This is a genomic window from Serratia sp. ME47 (assembly GCF_903970925.1).
Taxonomy (GTDB): domain Bacteria; phylum Pseudomonadota; class Gammaproteobacteria; order Enterobacterales; family Enterobacteriaceae; genus Serratia; species Serratia ureilytica.
This window is the reverse complement of sequence record NZ_CAJCKE010000021.1, coordinates 72215-91471: the sequence shown is the minus strand read 5'-3', so window position 1 is coordinate 91471 and position 19257 is coordinate 72215. Positions and strand designations below refer to the sequence as shown.

Below are 19257 nucleotides of genomic sequence, written 5' to 3'. Positions count from 1 at the left end.
ATTGCGCCTGCGCCGCCAGCCGTTCCGGCGTCAGGTAGCGACGCTGCCAGGCGGCGTAATCCGGGTATTGCAAGGTCGGCGGCGGCAGCGGATCGGCCTCGCCGCGACGGAAAGCGCCGTACAGCGCGCCCAATTCGCGCAGCAGTATGCCGGTCGACCAGCCGTCGGAGACGATGTGATGGCAGGTGAGCAGGAACAGATGCTCCTCATCCGCCAGGCGGAGCAGCGCGGCACGCACCAGCGGCCCCTGCGTCAAATCGAACGATTGAGTGGCCGCCTGACGGCACAGCGTTTCAGCCTGCGCGGGGTGACGTCGCAGATCGTGGAACGCAAGCGGTAACCCGTTTGCCGGCAAAATCTCTACCTGTGGCCGATCTTCCCGGGTGATGAACCGGCTGCGCAGCGATTCGTGGCGCGCATAGAGCGCGTCCAGCCCCTGTTGCAACGCCTGCCGGTCCAACCGACCGCGCAGCCGCAACGCCAGCGGGATATGGTAGGTTTCGCTCATCCCCTCCAACTGGGTCAGGAACCACAGACGCTGCTGAGCAAACGACAGCGGCAATTCCCCATCGCGCGCCACCGGCAGCATCGGGATCGATTCCTGCGTCGGCGCAACCTGCAGCGCCTGGGCCAACACGTGCAACACCGGACTGGCGAACAGCGCCTGCAACGGCAGCTGCCATCCGGCCTGTTGCACGCGGTTCGCCAGGCGCACCGCCATCAGCGAATGCCCGCCCAGTTCGAAGAAGTGGTCGTAACGGCCAATCCGTTCTACGCCCAACAGCTCATGCCAGATAGCCGCCAACAGATTTTCTGCCTCGCCCTGCGGCGGCGCATAGGCCTCGCGCGCACAGGCGTCGACCTGCGGCACCGGCAGGGCGCGCTTGTCCAATTTGCCGTTGCCGGTCAGCGGCAACGCCTCCAGCCAAACGTAAGCCGCCGGCACCATATAGTCCGGCAACCGCGCCTGCAGATGCCGGCGCAATTCGGTCGCCAGCGTAGCGCGTTCCGTCTCCGGCGCCGGAACCACCCACGCCACCAGTCGCTTATTCCCGTCGCCATCGTCGATAGCGTCCACGGCTACGCTGCGCACGCGCGGATCGGCGCTCAGCTGCGCTTCCACCTCACCGCACTCGATGCGGAAGCCGCGGATTTTCACCTGCTGGTCGTTGCGCCCCAGGTATTCGATATCCCCCCCCGGCAGATAGCGCGCCAGATCGCCGGTGCGATACATGCGCGCACCCGGCGCCCGGTTGAAAGGGTCTTCGAGAAAACGTTCCGCCGTCAATTCGGGCCGGTTCAGGTACCCTCGCGCCACCCCTTCACCGCCGACGTACAGTTCGCCGATCGCCCCCATCGGCACCGGTTCGCCATCGCCGCCCAGCAGATACAGCCGCAAATCCGGAATACGGCAGCCGATCGGGCTGGCGACGATCGCCGTATCCTGCGCCGACAGCGGCCGGTACGTCACGTGCACCGTGGTTTCGGTGATGCCGTACATGTTGACCAATCGCGTCTGCCGGTTCTCTGGACGAGCAAACCACGGCGCGAGATCGGAAGGCTTCAGCATTTCACCACCGAACACGATCTCGCGCAGCTGATGGCGCGCTTCGCTGTGTGCCTGAGCCTGGATAAAGGCTTTGAAGGCGCTCGGCGTCTGATTCAGTACCGTGATGCCGCTGCGGCAGACGAAATGATAAAAGTCCGGCGCCGAACGGGCGATCTCCTGCGGTACGATGAACAGCTGGCCGCCATACAACCAGGCGCCCCAGATCTCCCAAACCGAAAAGTCGAAGGCGAATGAGTGGAACAGGCACCACTTGTCGGCGGCGCTGAAGTTAAACCAGGCGTTGGTGGCGCTGAACAAGCGCGCGACCTGGCGATGTTCCACCATGACCCCTTTCGGTTTGCCGGTCGAACCGGAGGTGTAAATCACATACGCCAGGTGTGATGGCCGCACCTCGACGTCCTGCAGATCGTCGCTTTTCCCCGTCAACGGCTGTTCCAGCGCCAATACCGGCACCTCGCAGCCGCCCAGCGCTTGCCTGCCGAGTTCATCCGCCAACAGCAGCACCGGCGCGGAGTCCGCCAGGATGTACTGTAGCCGCTCTCCGCTATAGGCGGGATCCAACGGCACATAGGCGCCGCCGGCTTTGAGGATCCCCAGCAACCCGGCCAGCATCGGCAGACCGCGTCCGGCGCACAGCGCCACCAGACTGTCCGGTTGTACGCCAAGCTCTACCAGCCGATGGGCCCATCGGTTCGCCCAGGTATTCAATTCAGCGTAAGTCAGGCTGTCGTCGCCGTATGTCATCGCCGTCGCATCTGGCGTGCGTTTGACCTGCGCTTCGAACAGCCGATGCAGACACGCCGCCGGCGAGTGCGAAGCAACGGTGTGATTGAGGCCCTGCAGCAACTGCGTGCGTTCTTCCTCGGAAACCAGATTGAGTTCGCCGATGGTGCGACGATGAGAGCCCGCTCTCACCGCGTCGTTGAGCAGCATCAGCAGATGTTGCGTCGCACGCAACATCTGTTCGTCAGCCACTGAGGCGGCGTCGTATACCCAACGGAAGGCGCCGTCAGCCTTGCAGATTTGCAATACCGCGCGCGAGCCGGAAGCCATGATGGCAGCCACGCCCTCGTCTTCAGGCTGCAACCCTGTCTCTGAACGCCGGCTGACGATCGATACCGCCGTCGGCCAAGCTTGGGGCGCCCGCAGATCCGCATCGCCCGTCAGCAACGCGGGATGATAATCAGCATGAGCGCGCAACCGGCCGTATTCTTGTTCCAGCGCGGCCAATGCCTGCTGGAAATTGTAGGAGTGATCAACTGAGACCTGCAGCGGCAGCACGCGCGCGCTCAGGTGAGCCCAACGTCCCCAATCCCGATCGTTCGACGTAATCCAACCCAGCTGAAAATCGGTTTCATTACACATGCGCGCCAGATAGAGGGTTGCTGCCGCCAGCACCTGCTCGCCGGCAATCTTTTCCAGGCGCTGCCAGGCCGTGGCCTGCCAGCGTGCGGGAAGGGCCGCCCGGCGGTCAGGCCCTGGCGGGAACGGCGCCGGATAAAAGCGTGTCAGACGCGGTTGCCAGAAAGCGGCGCTGTCGGCGCTGGCGCCATACGCCGCGCCTAACAGCGAAGCTTCGGCATCGCTAAGCGTCGGCAAGACCGAGCCGACAGACAGGCCGCAGGCCTGCGCCAGCGCATCACCCGGCTGAATCGAGCCGTCGGCGCGCAAGAACGGCCCGACGCGCACCACGCCGGGATGCGCGGCGATCTCCCAGCCGTCGGTCTCAATGCGCAGCAGGGTGCCGGGTTCGGCCTGGCGTTCATCGCTCACCGCCAGCAGCGTCGTCACGCCCAGCACGCGCTCCGCCAACAGTATCTTCGCCGCGCATCCCGCGCCATGGCTCAGCGAGCTCACCAGGCGCTGCAGCGCCTGAGCCGGGCGATCCCAACGGATGATGCCGCCGGCAGGCGGTTGCCGCCGGTTGGCGTAAAAGCTGCCGCCGGCCCCGGCATCCGCCAACGTCGCCACTTGCCGATCCAACGCTTCGATCGTTCCCGTCGTTGAAGCGTTCAGCGCGCGTAAAATGAACTGGAAACGACGCTGCAAAACATCCAGATCGTCTAATGAATTTGCATAGGCGGCGTCAGAAAAAGTGACGTCCAGTTCACTCGCCTGCTGGTCTTCATACAGCATAATCTGTAGATCGCCGGACGGAATATTACCACCGTAATACCAACGGGTGCGGCATCCCCAGAAAGGATCGCCGTGGTCGAAAGAGACGATGTTAATTGAAGGGCCAAACCAGGCGGAATCCGTCGCGCCATTATCACGCCGAATATCCTCCCCGCGATATAATTGATGGCGAACCACTTTCGCTATTTCAGCCGCCACTTTCTGGATAAATTCAGCCAGACTTAGTTGAGGTTCAACCTTAATAATCAAAGGGACAACGTTAGAGGTCATACCAATACTGTTTCGTTCCCTTGTCCCGGTCACCGGCATGCTGAAATTAAGATATTCGCTGCCGGTTAAGCTGTAGAAACATAATGCTACGGCAGCGGCCAATATATGCGCACGGTGTACGCCGATATTGTCAGCCTGCCGCTGCAGCCGATCCAGGGCGTCTTTTTCCAGCAGCTGCGTGTTGTGGTGCATCGCAGCGTCCGGCGTCAATACGGCCCTGCGTGACAAGCTCTGCGGCGCGGCGGCGGTGTATTCCCGCCAAAACGCCTGATCGGAAGAAAAGCGCGAAGAGTCGCGGTACTTGATGTCGTTTTCATACAGCAGAGAGAAATTGCAGTTGGCGAATTCAGGGATGACGCCGCCGGACGCCAGCGCGTTATAGTAAGCCGCGATGCGCCGCATCACTTCCTCAGCGCTGCGGCCGTCGGTGATCATATGGTGGAAACGGCGATAGAGGATGTAGCGCTGCGGTGCGAGCGTAATGACATAAAAACTAAAAGGTTCTTCTCCCGTAGCGCGGCGCGGCAGCGCCGAATCCGCCACCATCCAACGTCTGGCCGCCTGCAGAGGATCGGGCTCCTTGCTGAGATCGAGCGTGAACAGCGGCTCATGTGTACGTGGCGCGCGGTATTGATAAAGCTCACCGTCTTTTTCCACAAAATGCGCTTGCAGAGCCGGCGTTTCTTCGACGATGGCGTCGATGGCTTGCCGCAGCAGTTTAACGTTGAGCGGCCCGTCGACCTGTCCGTAGCCCCAGATATTGAACGACAAATCTTTGGAGATGTTTTCCCCCAGCCAGAGTTCACGCTGGGCGGTTGTTATTTCATGCAGCTCAACTTTCTCCGTTGCGGCCTGAGACCCTGCACGGAATTCCCCACTCTTCACATCAGTTTGTTTGTTCATAATATTCTCTAGCACGTTTTCATTACGTTAATGAAATAGACCGTCAGGATTTAGGCAAAGACTGGCCGCCCGACAGTTCAAGTCAGAATAAAAAAACCGTAGAAAAGCTGGGTCTCCCCCAACTAAGAAAGGATAGAATGGCTAATCCAGAGGTCCCCCCTGCGCCTCAATTTGCTGAGCTGTGAAGTATAGGAGAGGATATTTTTTTTGGCGAAACGTGCGAAAGGGAATAAATGACCATTTTATTTCCCCGATATTACTCAGGGATGACGAGGGTATTGAACTTGTATTAACCTGAGATGATTAGAGAATAATTAATATTTTTTTGTATTATTCACAGAGGTTAATATGCAGCAATTCTTACGATAAGAGCCTCTCCATATCAATAAGTTATACTTTACTGTTTGAAAAGCAATAATTAATAATTTAATTAATTCATTGTCATCGAAATTTATGCCCGGTTTTATCGGCAGCGGCTCTATCGCTTTTTGTTATAACAATGGGAAAAATTATGCTGAAAAAATTTTGCGTTTTTTCGTGCGCAAATCAACGGCACCGTTCCCAACCGCAGACAATGTCAATGGGGCGGCAGAGCCCGCCCCAAGAGGTCTTACCACATCAGCCGGCCGATCAATGGCGCGGCCACGACCGTGATGATGCCGGCCAGCATCATCACCAAACTCGACACCACGCCCTCCTGCGGCCCCAGCTCATAGGCGCGGGCAGTGCCGGCGCCGTGCGACGAGGCGCCAAATCCGGCGCCCTTCGCCAGACGGCTGCGCACCGCCAGCCGCAAAAACAAAATATCCCCCACCGCCATGCCGAACACCCCGGTGATCACCACGAACAGCGCCACCAGATCCGGCTGCCCGCCCATCTGTTTGGCGGCCTCCAGCGCGAACGGCGTGGTGATCGACCGCACCGCCAGGCTGCGCTGCACCTCTTCCGGCAGCGTCAACAGGCGCGCCAGCCACACCGAGCTGTACACCGCCACCAGCACCGCGGTCGTTACCCCGGCGGTCAGCGACAGCCAGTGGCGACGGATGATATGCAGATTCTCGTACACCGGCACCGCGAAGGCGATGGTCGCCGGCCCCAGCAGCCACAGCAGCCAGTGGGTTTCACCGATGTAGTCCTGATAGGAGATATGGGTGACCACCAGCAGCAGCACCAGAATCATCGGCGTCAGCACCAGCGGCATCAGCAGCAACGTGCGGCGGCGGCGATAGAGTTTCTTGTTGGCGAAATACAGCGCCAGCGTCGCCAGAAAACAGGCCAGGCTAAGGATAAAATCATTCATGGCGCTGCTTCCGCCGCTGCAGCCAAATCTCCAGCCGATACACCCTGTCCACCACCAGCCCGGTGGCGCCCAGCGTCAGCATGGTGCTGACTGCGATCACCAGAAAGATCTTCCAGCCCTCGACCATCAGCAGCTGGGCATAGTTGACCACCGCCACCACCGCCGGCACGAAAAACAGCAGCATTTCCGCCAGCAGCCAGCGGGAACCGGCCTTGACCCAGCTGAGCGGCAGAATGCGCAGCAGGATCAGCGCCAGCAGCATCAGCATGCCGACGATATTGGCGGGGAGCGGCAGGTGGAATTGTTGCACCAGGCGATCGGCGATCAGGAACAGCGCCGCATACAATGCCACCTGAATCGGCACCTGCAAACGGGTCAGCAGGGAGGGGGCAACGCGGCGTAACGCCAGAGACATGAAAGATGACCTCAAACAATAATTGACGGCCTACAGTATACGCAGCCGGGAAACCACGCCTGAAATGAATTAAAATTATCGACATCATGCCGTCCGGGAATAGTTTCCCGCCGGTAGCGTCCCCAAGGAGAACCCTAACGTGGATGTCCGCACCCTGCGCTACTTCGTTGAAGTGGTGCGCCAGCAAAGCTTCACCCGCGCGGCGGAAAAACTGTTCGTCACCCAGCCCACCATCAGCAAAATGCTGCGGCATCTGGAGGAGGAGCTGGAATGCACGCTGCTGATCCGCGAAGGCCGCAAGCTGCGCCTGACCGACAGCGGCCAGGCGGTGTATCAGCGCGGCCTGACGATCCTCGACGAATTCCGCCAGTTGGAGGCGGAGCTGGAAGACATCAGCTCGGTGAAAAAGGGCGTGTTGCGGCTGGGCATTCCGCCGATGGTCGGCAGGCAGATCGCCGATCTGATCCGCCGCTTTCGTCAGACCTACCCCGGCATCGAATTGAAGATTTCCGAGCTGGGCGGGCTGTCGGTCGAACAGGCGGTGATGTCCGGCGAACTGGATCTGGCGATGACGGTGTTGCCCTTCGACTCGGAGCAGCCGCTGACCTTTCTGCCGCTGCTGGGCCACCCGATGTGCGTGGTGGCGCCGCGCACGCCGCAGTGGCTCAACCGCACCAGCATCAATATCGCCGAATTGGCCGACAGCCCTATCCTGATTTATAACGAAGACTTTGCGCTGTACAAGATGCTGATGAAGGCGTTTCGCCTGGCCGGTTTTGAACCGCAAATCGCGGTGCGCAGCGGCCAATGGGACTTCCTCGCCTCGATGGTGCAGGCCGGCGTGGGCATCGCCATGCTGCCGGAGCCGGTTTGCCGCTGGCTGGATAAGGAAAACCTGGTCTGGCTGCCGCTGGAACCGCGCATGGAATGGAAAATCGGCCTGATCTGGCGCCAGGGCAGCTATTTGTCGCACAGCGCGCAGGCCTGGATCGCCTGCTGCCGCGACTACTGGCCGCCGGTCAAGTAGCCAAAAAACAAGGGCCGCACAGGCGGCCCTTCAGGATGGGGATAACGAGGAAAAACGTTTATTCCTCCCTCTGCGTTTACCCCTCGCGCTCGATCAACAGCGCTTCGAGCAAATCGAGATCGTGCAGCAGTTTTTGCAGCGTCTCGTTGCTGATTTTCTGCGTGGCACGCAGGTGGTACAGCTCGCCGCGCTCGGCGCGCAGCGCCGTCAGGCGGAAACGCCGCTCGAGGTTTTCCATCGCCAGCGCATTCTCGATATCGTCTTTCGACGCGATACGCCGCCGCAGCATGCCCGTCACCCGCGAGCTGACCTCTTTCAACACCTGCGGATCGAGGTTCTCTTCGGTATCGGCGACCAGGCGCTCTTCCATTTTATTCACGCTCTCGATCGCCACCTCGGCCGCCATGGCGATCGCCATGCGCTCTTCCTGCTTGCTGGCGCTCTTGTCGGTCACCTGCACGCCGCGCAACAGCAGCGGCAACGCCAGCACGCCGACAATCAACGACAGCAGGATCACCCCGGCGGCGATAAACACCAGCTGATAGCGCGCCGGGAAGGCGGTGCCGTCGCTCAGCAACAGCGGTATCGACAGCACGCCGGCCAGGGTAATCGCCCCGCGCACCCCGGCGAACGACGCCACCCACAGCTCACGCGTGCTGTAATCGCCGAACTGCAGCGGACGCTTTTTCATAAAGCGGTTGCTGGCCTTCTTCATCACCCACAGCCAGGTGAAACGCAGCACCAGCAGCGCGGCGTAGATGGTGGCCACGTCGGCGAACAGATACCAGGTCTGGATGGTCGGATCCAGTTCCGCCTGCAGGATGGAGGTTTCAAGAATGCCCGGCAGCTGCAGGCCCAGCATGATGAACACCATGCCGTTGAACACGAATTCCAGCATCGCCCACACGCTGTTGGCGCGCAGGCGCATCGCCAGCGGCGCGTTGCGGATCACGCCGGATTGGCTGATGGTCATCCCCGCCGCCACCGCCGCCAGGATGCCGGAAACGCCGATATGTTCGGCGATCAGGTAGGACGCGAACGGCAGCAGCAGCAGGAACACGATCTGGGTCGCCGGATCGTCGCCGCTCCAGCGGCTCATCACCCGCAGCGATTTACTGTAAGTCCAGGTGACCGCCACGCCGGCCAACAGGCCGCCGATCGCCACTTTGAGGAATTCAAGGGTCGCGCCGCCCACGGTGAACACCATCGTGCCCATCGCCACCGCGATGGCGAACTTGAGCGACACCAGGCCGGACGCGTCATTCATCAGCGCCTCGCCCTCGAGCACGCCCATGATCGGCTTGGGAATCCGCCCTTTGCCGACGATGCCGGACAGCGCCACGGCATCGGTCGGCGACAGCACCGCCGCCAGCGCGAAGGCCGCCACCAGCGGAATGCCCGGCACCATGGCGTAGATCAGATAACCGACGCCGACCACGGTGATCAGCACCAGCACCAGCGCCAGGCCGAGAATTTCACGCCCGTGATGCAGGAACTCGCGCGTCGGCGTTTTCCAGCCGTCGGCGAACAGCAACGGCGGGATGAACAGCACCAGGAACAGTTCGGGATCAAAATCGACGTGCAGCCCGAAATGCGGCCAGGCCAACAGGGCCCCGATGGCGATTTGCATCAGCGGCAGCGGCACCTGGAACGGCAACATGCGCGTCACCACCCCGGACAGGGAGACCACCAGGATCAAAATGAGGATTGTAAAAAAGATTTCCATGCTTTCCTTAGACTCTACGATTCAGACGACATCGGCTCAGGGCCTGCGTTGGTCCCGATAGTAGATCACTTTTTTTACAGCCGTTAAAGCTTGTTGTGCCTTTCAAAACGCGGTGCAGAGCAGAAGAAGACTTATCTTAAGAAGGGAATTGCCGTCACAGGCTCCCCCGCCCGATGGGCGAGGGAAACCCAAGAGGCTTAAATCGCCCAGCCGCCGGCGTAGAACGCCACCAGCGCCACGGCGATCAGCACGGTGCCGATGTTCAGCTTGCGCCATTCGCCGGAGAAGATGCGGCCGATGACCAGCGAGCTGAAGCCCAGCATGATGCCGGTGACGATGTTGCAGGTCAGCACGATGAACACGGCGCACAGAAGGCCGGCCATCGCGTCGACGAAGTCGTTGAAGTCCAGCTTGGTGACGTTGCTCAGCATCAACAGGCCGACGTACATCAGCGCCGGCGCGGTGGCGTAGACCGGCACCAGATAGGCCAGCGGCGACAGGAACAGGATCAGCAGGAACAGAACGCCGACCACGGTGGCGGTCAGGCCGGTCTTGCCGCCCGCGGCGGTGCCGGCGGCGGACTCGATGTAGACTGCGGCGGGCGCGGCGCCCACCAGCCCGGAGAAGATGCTGCTCAGGGAATCCGAGGTCAGCGCCTTGCCGCCGTTGATGATCTGGCCGTCTTTGTCCAGCAGGTTGGCCTGCCCGGCTACCGCGCGGATGGTGCCGGTGGCGTCGAACACCGCGGTCATCACCAGCGCCAGCACGCTCGGCAACACCACCGGCTGCAATGCGCCCATGATATCCAGGCTGAAGATCAACGATTTGCCGTCAGCGTCCGCCAGGCTCGGCATGGCGAACAGCCCCTGATATTTCACCGCCGGGTCGAAGATCAGGCCGATGATGGAAATGGCGATGATCACCAGCAGAATGCCGCCGGGCACGCGCAGTTTCTCCAGGCCGAAGATCACCGCCAGGCCGACCAGCGTCATGACGACCGGGAAAGAGGTGAACGCGCCGAGCGCCACCGGCAAGCCATCCAGCGGGTTCTTCACCACCAGGCCGACGCCGTTGGCGGCGATCAGCAGCAGGAACAGCCCGATGCCGATGCCGGTGCCGTGCGCCACGCCCATCGGCAGGTTGCGCAGGATCCAGGCGCGGATGCCGGTGACCGAGATGACGGTAAACAGCACGCCCATCAGGAACACCGCGCCCAGCGCCACCGGAATGCTGATATGTTGGCCGAGCACCAGGCTGAAAGCGGTAAAGGCGGTCAACGAGATCGCACAGCCGATGGCCATCGGCAGGTTAGCCCACAGCCCCATCAGCAGCGAGCCCAGACCGGCCACCAGACAGGTGGAAACGAACACCGCCGCCGGCGGGAAGCCCGCTTTGCCCAGCATGCTCGGCACCACGATCACCGAGTACACCATCGCCAGGAAGGTGGTCAGCCCCGCCACCACCTCCTGACGCACGCTGCTGCCGCGCGCGGAAATTTTAAAATAGCCATCAAGCCCGCCGGTTGGTTTTGCGGCGTGGTTCGCTTGAGAGTTCGACATAGGTTACTTCCCCTGTGTTTCATGAATCGGCCCGTCGCAGCAGGCCTGTAATCTCGCCCGCGCCTGATCGCTACGTAATCGTTTACGTCACGTTCCGCTTCCTTGCCCTTCCGTCGCACCGCCAACGGCGATGCGCACCAAGGCAAACGTTTAACTCGCAGCGCGCGGTACGGGTGATTTATGGTGGTTTATTCAAGGCAAACGATTATCCTGCCTTCCCTAGCGTCTAATCAACTAAAGATCGCGGCAATTTATGCAGAAAGCGGCGGGAAAGGCTTCTGCGCGAAAAGACGGGGCGATCCGGCGCCCCTGCCAGCCTGTTTCACGGCGATCTTATTGCGCCTGCACCGCTGCGGGATCCATATACATCAATTCCCAGATATGGCCGTCCAGGTCCTGAAATCCGTGGCCGTACATCACGCCATAGTCCCGCGGCGGATGATAGGTATTGCCGCCGCCGGCGATCGCCTTGCGCACCAGTTCGTCCACCGCCGCCCGGCTGGGTTGCGACAGGCACACCAACACTTCGGTGGCCTGTTTGGCGTCGCCGATCGGGTTCGGGGTAAACATCCTGAATTTGTCGTGGGTCAGCAGCATCACGTAAATCGTGTCGCTGACCACCATGCAGGCGGCGGTATCGTCGGTAAATTGCGGGTTGAAGCTGAAGCCGAGCTGGGTGAAAAACGCCATTGAGGCGGGCAGATCGCGTACGGGCAGATTTACGAAGATTTGCGTAGCCATGGGCTACCTCCGATGAAGAATGACCCCATCGAGTATAGCCCATCCGCTTAACTCAGCAGGTCGTAAGGGCCGCCCTGTTCCAGCGCCCGCTGGTAGGCGGGCCGGGCGTGGATGCGCTGCAGGAAGCCACGCAGTTTCGGGCAATTGTCCAACGCGCCGCGCGCCGCCATCGCCTCGAGCGGGAAGCTCATCTGTATGTCCGCCGCGCTGAAATCGTTGCCGACGAACCAGCTGCCCTTGTTCAGGTGCTGTTCGAGATACTCGCAGTGCGGCGCGATCTGTTTGTCGAGGTATTCGCGCTGTACGCCCTTGCCGATCGCGCCCGCCACCGGCCGCAGCAGCCAGGGGATCGGCGGCTGGCCGAGACGGCTGAACACCAGCTTCATCACCAACAGCGGCATCAGCGATCCCTCAGCGTAGTGCAACCAGTAGCGGTATTGCTGGCGCGCGTGGAAGTCCGTCGGCATAAACATGCCCTGTGCGTCGTAGGCCTCCTGCAAGTATTCGATAATGGCGCCGGATTCCGCCAGCGTCAGATCGCCATCGACGATCACCGGCGATTTGCCCAGCGGGTGGATCTTTTTCAGCGCCGGCGGCGCCAGCAGAGTGTGCGGATCGCGCTCGTAGCGTTGCACCTGATAGGGCACGCCCAGCTCTTCCAAAAACCACAGAATGCGCTGCGACCGCGAGTGATTGAGATGATGAACAATGATCATGATGACGCTCCTGTCCGCTGCCACACCAGTTCGCCGATCTGCACGCCGTTGCCGAGCTGCAGCGGCACCGTGCGCAACGTCAGCCGATCGGCGTTAAAGGCGTAAAAGCGCACCTGACGGCTGCCTATCCAATTGGGGAACGAGCAGCCTTCAACCTGATGCACCACCCGTTGCTCGCTTTCTTCCACCTGATAACGGCCGAAATAGCAAATCATATTGATGAAGGCGGCATGGATCTCCCGCTCGGATCCCTGCGCCAAATCGTCGGCGACGAAACGCGGCCGCACGGCGCTGTATAGCTGCGCCGCCATCGTGCCGTTGGCCTCATAGTGGATGCGCCCCAACACCTGCTCGCCCAGCGGGTAATTCAGCTCGCCGTTCTGGTTTTTGAACGCCGACGACACCAACGCCCAGCTGCCGATAAACGCGTTTACCGTCATGACGCTTCTCCGGTTAAGGATCGTCTGTAAAGGGTAGTGGCAATTTTTGCCGCACGCCAACGGCTGAAAACCGTCAATTTATTTGACAGAGATACTCAAAACTCTCCGATTTTTTATTCACACCCGGTGCACTAGTATTTAACACATCGAGAGACAACGTGCTCTCACCTAATAAATACTCTGAGGAACACATCATGAAAAACATCAAAATTTTTGCTACCGCTGCACTGCTGGCTACCGCTTCTTTCGCGACCTTCGCCGCTGAGCTGCCAACCAGCCAGCCAGCCGCAGACGCGCAGAAAATCGGCGTAGTCACCGTGAGCGGCGCCGCCAACCTGAGCGCGCTGGAAAGCGAACTGGCCAGCAAAGCCGCCGCGTCGGGCGCCAGTTCCTACCGCATCGTCGCCGCCGGCGGCCAAAACAAACTGTACGGCACCGCAGAAATCTTCAACTGATCGTCGGACAGCCAATCGACGGAAGAAAGAAGCCCCGCAAGGGGCTTTTCTCGTTTCAGGCGGCCAGAGCTCTTTGTGGACAGTGATCGCCATTCATTTCACCCATACTGAATGACAGCGCAATCCCCTCACCCACTTTGGAGAAATAGCATGACGACAGCACAACCTCTGCAAGGCAAAGTCGCATTCGTTCAGGGCGGCTCCCGCGGCATCGGCGCCGCCATCGTGAAACGGTTGGCGAACGAAGGCGCCGCCGTCGCCTTTACCTACGCCGCCTCGGCCGATCGCGCCGAAGCGGTGGCGAGCGCCGTGACCGCCGCCGGCGGCAAAGCCCTCGCCATCAAGGCCGACAGCGCCGATGCGTTGGCGCTGCAGCAGGCGGTTCGCCAGGCGGTGAGCCACTTCGGCAACCTGGATATTCTGGTGAACAACGCCGGGGTGTTTACATTGGGCAGCACCGAAGCGCTGGCGCTGGACGATCTGGATCGCATGCTGGCGGTCAACGTGCGCAGCGTATTCGTCGCCAGCCAAGAGGCGGCGCGCCACATGAATGACGGCGGGCGCATCATCCACATCGGCAGCACCAACGCCGAGCGCGTGCCGTTCGGCGGCGCGGCGGTGTATGCGATGAGCAAATCGGCGCTGGTCGGCCTGACCAAAGGCATGGCGCGCGATCTCGGCCCGCGCGGCATCACCGTCAATAACGTGCAGCCCGGCCCGGTGGACACCGAAATGAACCCGGACGCCGGCGAGTTCGCCGATCAGCTCAAGCAGCTGATGGCGATCGGCCGCTACGGCAAAGATGAAGAGATCGCCGGTTTTGTCGCTTACCTGGCCGGCCCGCAGGCGGGTTATATCACCGGCGCCAGCCTGAGCATCGACGGCGGCTTCTCGGCGTAACCGTCCCTAAAATGCAAAAAGCCCCTTGCGGGGCTTTTTTATTGGCTGCAAACGGCCGGAGATCAGAACGGAATATCGTCGTCGAAATCCATTGGCGGTTCGTTGCTGGCCGCCGGAGCGCTGTTCTGCGCCGGACGAGACTGTTGCTGGCCGCCGCTGAACTGGTTGCCGCCCTGTGGCTGCTGAGGCTGGCCCCAACCGCCCTGGCCGCCGGCAGATTGACCGGCCGGTGCGCCGCCGCCCTGACGGCCGCCCAGCATCTGCATGGTGCCGCCGACGTTAACCACGATCTCGGTGGTGTAGCGATCCTGGCCGCTCTGATCCTGCCATTTACGGGTCTGCAGGGAGCCTTCGATGTAAACCTGAGAGCCTTTGCGCAGGTATTCGCCCGCCACTTCAGCCAGTTTGCCGAACAGCACGACGCGGTGCCACTCGGTCTTCTCTTTCTGTTCGCCGGTCGCTTTGTCACGCCAGCTTTCGGAGGTCGCCAGGGTAATGTTGGCCACTGCGCCGCCGTTCGGCATGTAACGGACTTCTGGATCCTGACCCAGATTCCCGACCAGAATTACTTTGTTTACGCCTCTGCTGGCCATGAGCACTTCTCCCGATGATTGATTTCTACACAGTATAAACGCGTCAGTTTACCACGCTGAGTACGAAACCACACCCGTGTTGATAAGTGCGAATTGCATTCCAGAATTGTCTTTCCAATCGACCTTATTGCATTCGCATACTGGATATCCATTCAGGTTTTTTTGTGTCATAATTATGCGTTTCGACCTGGCTGTGCCGGTTTTTTGCGAGATCCATCACAAAACCCCCCGCAAAAATCGCGACAGGCGCGGTGTATCATCAAGACGGGAAGTGTAAATGGACAATATCGAAGTTCGTGGTGCTCGAACCCATAATCTGAAAAACATCAACCTGATCATCCCGCGTGACAAACTGATCGTCGTCACCGGCCTGTCCGGTTCCGGCAAGTCATCGCTGGCTTTCGATACGCTGTATGCCGAAGGGCAGCGGCGCTATGTCGAATCACTCTCCGCCTATGCGCGCCAGTTCCTGTCGCTGATGGAAAAACCGGACGTCGACCATATTGAAGGTCTGTCGCCGGCGATCTCCATCGAACAGAAATCCACCTCGCACAACCCGCGCTCCACGGTCGGCACCATCACCGAGATCCACGACTACCTGCGCCTGCTGTTCGCCCGCGTCGGCGAGCCGCGCTGCCCGGATCACCATGTGCCGCTGGCGGCGCAGACCGTCAGCCAGATGGTCGACAATGTGCTGAGCCAGCCGGAAGGCAAGCGCCTGATGCTGCTGGCGCCGGTGGTGAAAGATCGCAAGGGCGAACACACCAAAACGCTGGAAAACCTGGCCGCCCAGGGCTATATCCGCGCGCGCATCGACGGTGAAGTGTGCGATCTGTCCGATCCGCCGAAGCTGGAGCTGCAGAAAAAACACACCATCGAAGTGGTGGTCGACCGTTTCAAGGTGCGCGACGACATGGCGCAGCGCCTGGCCGAATCGTTCGAAACCGCGCTGGAGCTCTCGGGCGGCACCGCGGTGGTGGCGGACATGGACGACGAAAAAGCGGACGAGCTGCTGTTCTCCGCCAACTTCGCCTGCCCGATCTGCGGCTACAGCATGCGCGAACTGGAACCGCGCCTGTTTTCCTTCAACAACCCGGCCGGCGCCTGCCCGACCTGCGACGGCCTGGGCGTGCAACAGTTCTTCGATCCGGATCGCGTGGTGCAAAACCCCGAGCTGTCGCTGGCCGGCGGCGCGATCCGCGGCTGGGATCGCCGCAACTTCTATTACTTCCAGATGCTGCGCTCGCTGGCGGAGCACTATGAGTTCGACGTCGAAGCCCCGTTCAACACCCTGAGCGCCAACGTGCAGAAAGCGGTGCTGAGCGGCTCCGGCAAAGAGTCGATCGAATTCAAATACATCAACGATCGCGGTGACACCACCGTGCGCCGCCACCCGTTCGAAGGCGTGCTGCACAACATGGAGCGCCGCTATAAAGAGACCGAATCCAGCGCGGTGCGCGAAGAGCTGGCGAAGTTCATCAGCAACCGCCCTTGCGCCTCGTGCCACGGCACCCGCCTGCGCGAAGAAGCGCGCAACGTGTTCGTCGAAGACACTACGCTGCCGGAGATCTCCGATCTGAGCATCGGCCATGCGATGACGTTCTTCCAGAACATGAAGCTCAGCGGCCAGCGCGCCAAGATCGCCGAGAAAGTGCTGAAAGAGATCGGCGATCGCCTGAAGTTCCTGGTGAACGTCGGCCTGAACTATCTGTCGCTGTCCCGTTCGGCGGAGACGCTCTCCGGCGGCGAAGCGCAGCGTATCCGCTTGGCCAGCCAGATCGGCGCCGGTTTGGTGGGCGTGATGTACGTGCTGGATGAGCCGTCGATCGGCCTGCACCAGCGCGACAACGAGCGCCTGCTGGAAACGCTGATCCACCTGCGCAACCTCGGCAACACGGTGATTGTGGTGGAGCATGACGAAGACGCCATCCGCGCCGCCGACCACGTGATCGACATCGGCCCCGGCGCCGGCGTACACGGCGGCCAGGTGGTGGCGGAAGGCACCGTCGACGACATCATGGCGCAGCCGGAATCGCTGACCGGCCAGTTCCTCAGCGGCAAGCGCGAAATCGCCATCCCCGCGCAGCGCGTGCAGGCCGATCCGACCAAGGTGCTGAAGCTGAGCGGCGCGCGCGGCAACAACCTGAAGGACGTGACGCTGACGCTGCCGGTCGGTTTGTTTACCTGCATCACCGGCGTGTCCGGCTCCGGCAAGTCGACGCTGATCAACGATACGCTGTTCCCGATCGCCCAGCGCCAGCTCAACGGCGCCACCATCGCCGAGCCTGCGCCGTTCCGCGAAGTGACCGGCCTGGAACATTTCGACAAGGTGATCGATATCGATCAGAGCCCGATCGGCCGCACGCCGCGCTCCAACCCGGCCACCTACACCGGCATCTTCACCCCGGTGCGCGAGCTGTTCGCCGGCGTGCCGGAAGCGCGCAGCCGCGGTTATACGCCGGGCCGTTTCAGCTTCAACGTCAAGGGCGGGCGCTGTGAAGCCTGCCAGGGCGACGGGGTGATCAAGGTCGAGATGCACTTCCTGCCGGACATCTACGTGCCGTGCGACCAGTGCAAAGGCAAACGCTATAACCGCGAAACGCTGGAAGTGAAGTACAAAGGCAAGAGCATCCACGAAGTGCTGGAGATGACCATCGAAGAAGCGCGCGATTTCTTCGACGCGGTGCCGGCGCTGGCGCGCAAGCTGCAAACCCTGATGGATGTCGGCCTGTCCTACATCCGCCTCGGCCAGTCGGCCACTACGCTCTCCGGCGGTGAGGCGCAGCGCGTCAAGCTGGCGCGCGAGCTGTCGAAACGCGGCACCGGCCAGACGCTGTATATTCTCGACGAGCCGACCACCGGTCTGCACTTCGCCGATATCCAACAGCTGTTGGCGGTGCTGCATCAACTGCGCGATCAGGGCAATACCATCGTGGTCATCGAGCATAACCTGGACGTGATCAAAACCGCCGACTGGATCGTCGATCTGGGGCCGGAAGGCGGCAGCGGCGGCGGCGAGATCCTGGTCGCCGGCACGCCGGAAACGGTCGCCGAGTGTGAAAAATCGCACACCGCGCGCTTCCTGAAACCGCTGTTGGAAAAATAACGGCGGATGATACGCTCAACGAGGCGCCCTATTCCGCCTCGTTGAGCAATCAACCTATCCTTCTGCGAGAAACATTAAATACTCTTCTCTGCATCATTCCTTTAAAAACAGGCGCTTTGAACCCAGCCAATAATAAACTCGCCCCATAATGCCATTTGTTTGGCTTTTGTTTATTCCCCATGCGTTTCACTATTGCGGTGAAATAACGCCAATGGCTCGCCGTCGTCTGCCGATTAATCAATATAAACATGGCGTTTATCAATAAGCCGTCATTTAAACGCGGGCCTGCGGGCCGTTTATTCAATGGGATGATATAAAGGTGTTTAACTTGGATAATAAACTGGGTACCTCTGCCGCCGCCCTGCTCTTTCTTTTTCCTCTCGCCGGTCAGGCGCAGGACGGCGAAGCGTCTTTAACGCTCGCCGGCGGCCTCGCCGTCGCTCCCGCCTATGAAGGCTCGTCTTTTTACAGCATTGAACCGCTGTATCAGGTGAATGCCGGCTATCAAAACGCCAGCTGGGGAGAATTCAGCGCGGGCAGCGAAGGGGCGCGCTGGCAATTCCCCATCGCCGGGCCCGTCGGCATCGCGTTATTGCTCAACTATGACGCCGGCCGTGACGAGGAAATCAAAACCTTGCGCGGGCGCAACACCCGGCTCAAAGGCATGGGCAAACTGGGCGGCGCGCTGGAAGCCGGCGCTGAGCTGAGCTACCAACTCGACCCCTTCCGCGCCTATGTCAAAGGGATGCAGGCGACGCGCAAACGCAGCTACGGCGGGGAAGAACTGGGCCACACCGCCTATGTGGAAAGCGGACTGACCGGGCAATATCCGCTCAGCGAACAGCTGACGCTTATCGGCAATCTCTCCACCACCTGGGCCAACAGCGGCTATCAGCGCGGCTATTTCGGCGTGACGTCGCAGCAGGCGCAGCACAGCGCCTTCAGCACGTATCGGCCGGGCAGCGGCTTCAAGGACGCGACGCTCACCGCCGCGCTCAACTACCAATGGCGACCGAACGTGGCCTTCCAGGCCGGCGTCGGCGTAACGCGCCTGCTGGGCGACGCGGCCGACAGCCCCATCGTTGAGAAAACCACCTCAGGCATGGCCTTCACCAGCGCCAGCTACAGCTTCTGACGTTTTTTGCCTAAGTCTGTGCAGGAAGGGATAAATGCCATGATTAAAAAACGAACTACAGTTTAGCTGAGTGTTAGGTAAACGGATGGATAATTAAAAATTCATTATTTACCTGACAATGTCAGGCGTGGCTCTCCCTTATTAAGGATATTTTATGTGTCAACATCATGCGACGGAATGTCGTAATTTCACCGCATTTCGCCACCGCTGGGAAATGCCCATGATCTGGCTATCGGCGATAATTACCTTATTCGGTTTTTTATTT

14 protein-coding genes are annotated in these 19257 nt (G+C 60.7%); 5 read left to right on the top strand and 9 right to left on the bottom strand.

Annotated elements, in window-relative coordinates; all coding sequences use genetic code 11:
- The 3 genes from H7A77_RS19055 to H7A77_RS19045 all read right to left on the bottom strand — a co-directional run.
- The coding region (locus H7A77_RS19055) for a non-ribosomal peptide synthetase (protein WP_182074509.1) at nt 1-4879 on the bottom strand (4879 nt) is incomplete at its 3' end.
- Nucleotides 4880-5489: 610 nt separating this feature from the next.
- Nucleotides 5490-6179: an LrgB family protein gene (locus tag H7A77_RS19050; RefSeq protein ID WP_004936833.1), complete on the bottom strand. Its 690-nt coding sequence runs from the start codon at nt 6177-6179 to the stop codon at nt 5490-5492.
- A complete protein-coding gene (locus H7A77_RS19045; RefSeq protein WP_004936830.1) occupies nt 6172-6594 on the bottom strand; it encodes a CidA/LrgA family protein in 423 nt (140 codons plus the stop codon). The genes H7A77_RS19050 and H7A77_RS19045 overlap by 8 nt, the downstream gene beginning before the upstream one ends.
- 139 nt (nt 6595-6733) lie before the next feature.
- Here H7A77_RS19045 and H7A77_RS19040 point away from each other — a divergent pair, with 139 nt between their 5' ends.
- The gene (locus tag H7A77_RS19040) at nt 6734-7621 is read left to right on the top strand and encodes a LysR family transcriptional regulator (protein WP_033651228.1); all 888 of its coding nucleotides are present in this window, start codon (nt 6734-6736) and stop codon (nt 7619-7621) included.
- 76 nt (nt 7622-7697) lie between these two features.
- Here H7A77_RS19040 and H7A77_RS19035 read toward each other — a convergent pair whose 3' ends face one another.
- The 5 genes from H7A77_RS19035 to H7A77_RS19015 all read right to left on the bottom strand — a co-directional run bounded on the left by H7A77_RS19035 (nt 7698) and on the right by H7A77_RS19015 (nt 12803).
- Nucleotides 7698-9347 (bottom strand): Na+/H+ antiporter, encoded by a 1650-nt coding sequence (locus H7A77_RS19035; RefSeq protein WP_004936822.1) that lies wholly within the window; start codon nt 9345-9347, stop codon nt 7698-7700.
- Between the two features lie 197 nt (nt 9348-9544).
- Nucleotides 9545-10906 (bottom strand): NCS2 family permease, encoded by a 1362-nt coding sequence (locus H7A77_RS19030; RefSeq protein ID WP_033644434.1) that lies wholly within the window; start codon nt 10904-10906, stop codon nt 9545-9547.
- Between the two features lie 333 nt (nt 10907-11239).
- Nucleotides 11240-11647 carry a VOC family protein gene (locus H7A77_RS19025; RefSeq protein ID WP_015379207.1) on the bottom strand — a complete coding sequence of 136 codons (408 nt, stop codon included), beginning with the start codon at nt 11645-11647 and terminating at the stop codon, nt 11240-11242.
- A 47-nt stretch (nt 11648-11694) separates the two neighbouring features.
- A complete protein-coding gene (locus H7A77_RS19020; RefSeq protein WP_033644433.1) occupies nt 11695-12363 on the bottom strand; it encodes a glutathione S-transferase family protein in 669 nt (222 codons plus the stop codon).
- Complete coding sequence (locus tag H7A77_RS19015) at nt 12360-12803, bottom strand: lipocalin-like domain-containing protein (protein ID WP_033644432.1); 444 nt, start codon at nt 12801-12803, stop codon at nt 12360-12362. Before H7A77_RS19015 ends, H7A77_RS19020 begins: the two co-directional genes overlap by 4 nt.
- Nucleotides 12804-12997: 194 nt before the next feature.
- Between H7A77_RS19015 and H7A77_RS19010 the strand changes: the two genes are divergently transcribed.
- Nucleotides 12998-13258, top strand: coding sequence for a YdgH/BhsA/McbA-like domain containing protein (locus H7A77_RS19010; RefSeq protein ID WP_182074508.1), 261 nt, complete (start codon nt 12998-13000; stop codon nt 13256-13258).
- A 150-nt stretch (nt 13259-13408) separates the two neighbouring features.
- Nucleotides 13409-14158, top strand: coding sequence for a 3-oxoacyl-ACP reductase family protein (locus H7A77_RS19005; RefSeq protein WP_122004371.1), 750 nt, complete (start codon nt 13409-13411; stop codon nt 14156-14158).
- Between the two features lie 62 nt (nt 14159-14220).
- On the opposite strand, the gene ssb1 is transcribed toward H7A77_RS19005, so the two are convergent.
- A complete protein-coding gene (ssb1, locus tag H7A77_RS19000) occupies nt 14221-14751 on the bottom strand; it encodes a single-stranded DNA-binding protein SSB1 (protein WP_046897200.1) in 531 nt (176 codons plus the stop codon).
- Between the two features lie 277 nt (nt 14752-15028).
- On the opposite strand from ssb1, the gene uvrA reads away from it, so the two are divergent.
- Nucleotides 15029-17857: an excinuclease ABC subunit UvrA gene (gene uvrA / locus H7A77_RS18995; RefSeq protein ID WP_094143424.1), complete on the top strand. Its 2829-nt coding sequence runs from the start codon at nt 15029-15031 to the stop codon at nt 17855-17857.
- A gap of 319 nt (nt 17858-18176) precedes the next feature.
- On the top strand, nt 18177-18992 hold the full coding sequence (locus H7A77_RS18990; protein ID WP_255443885.1) for a MipA/OmpV family protein: 816 nt from the start codon (nt 18177-18179) through the stop codon (nt 18990-18992).
- Nucleotides 18993-19257 lie beyond the last annotated feature (265 nt).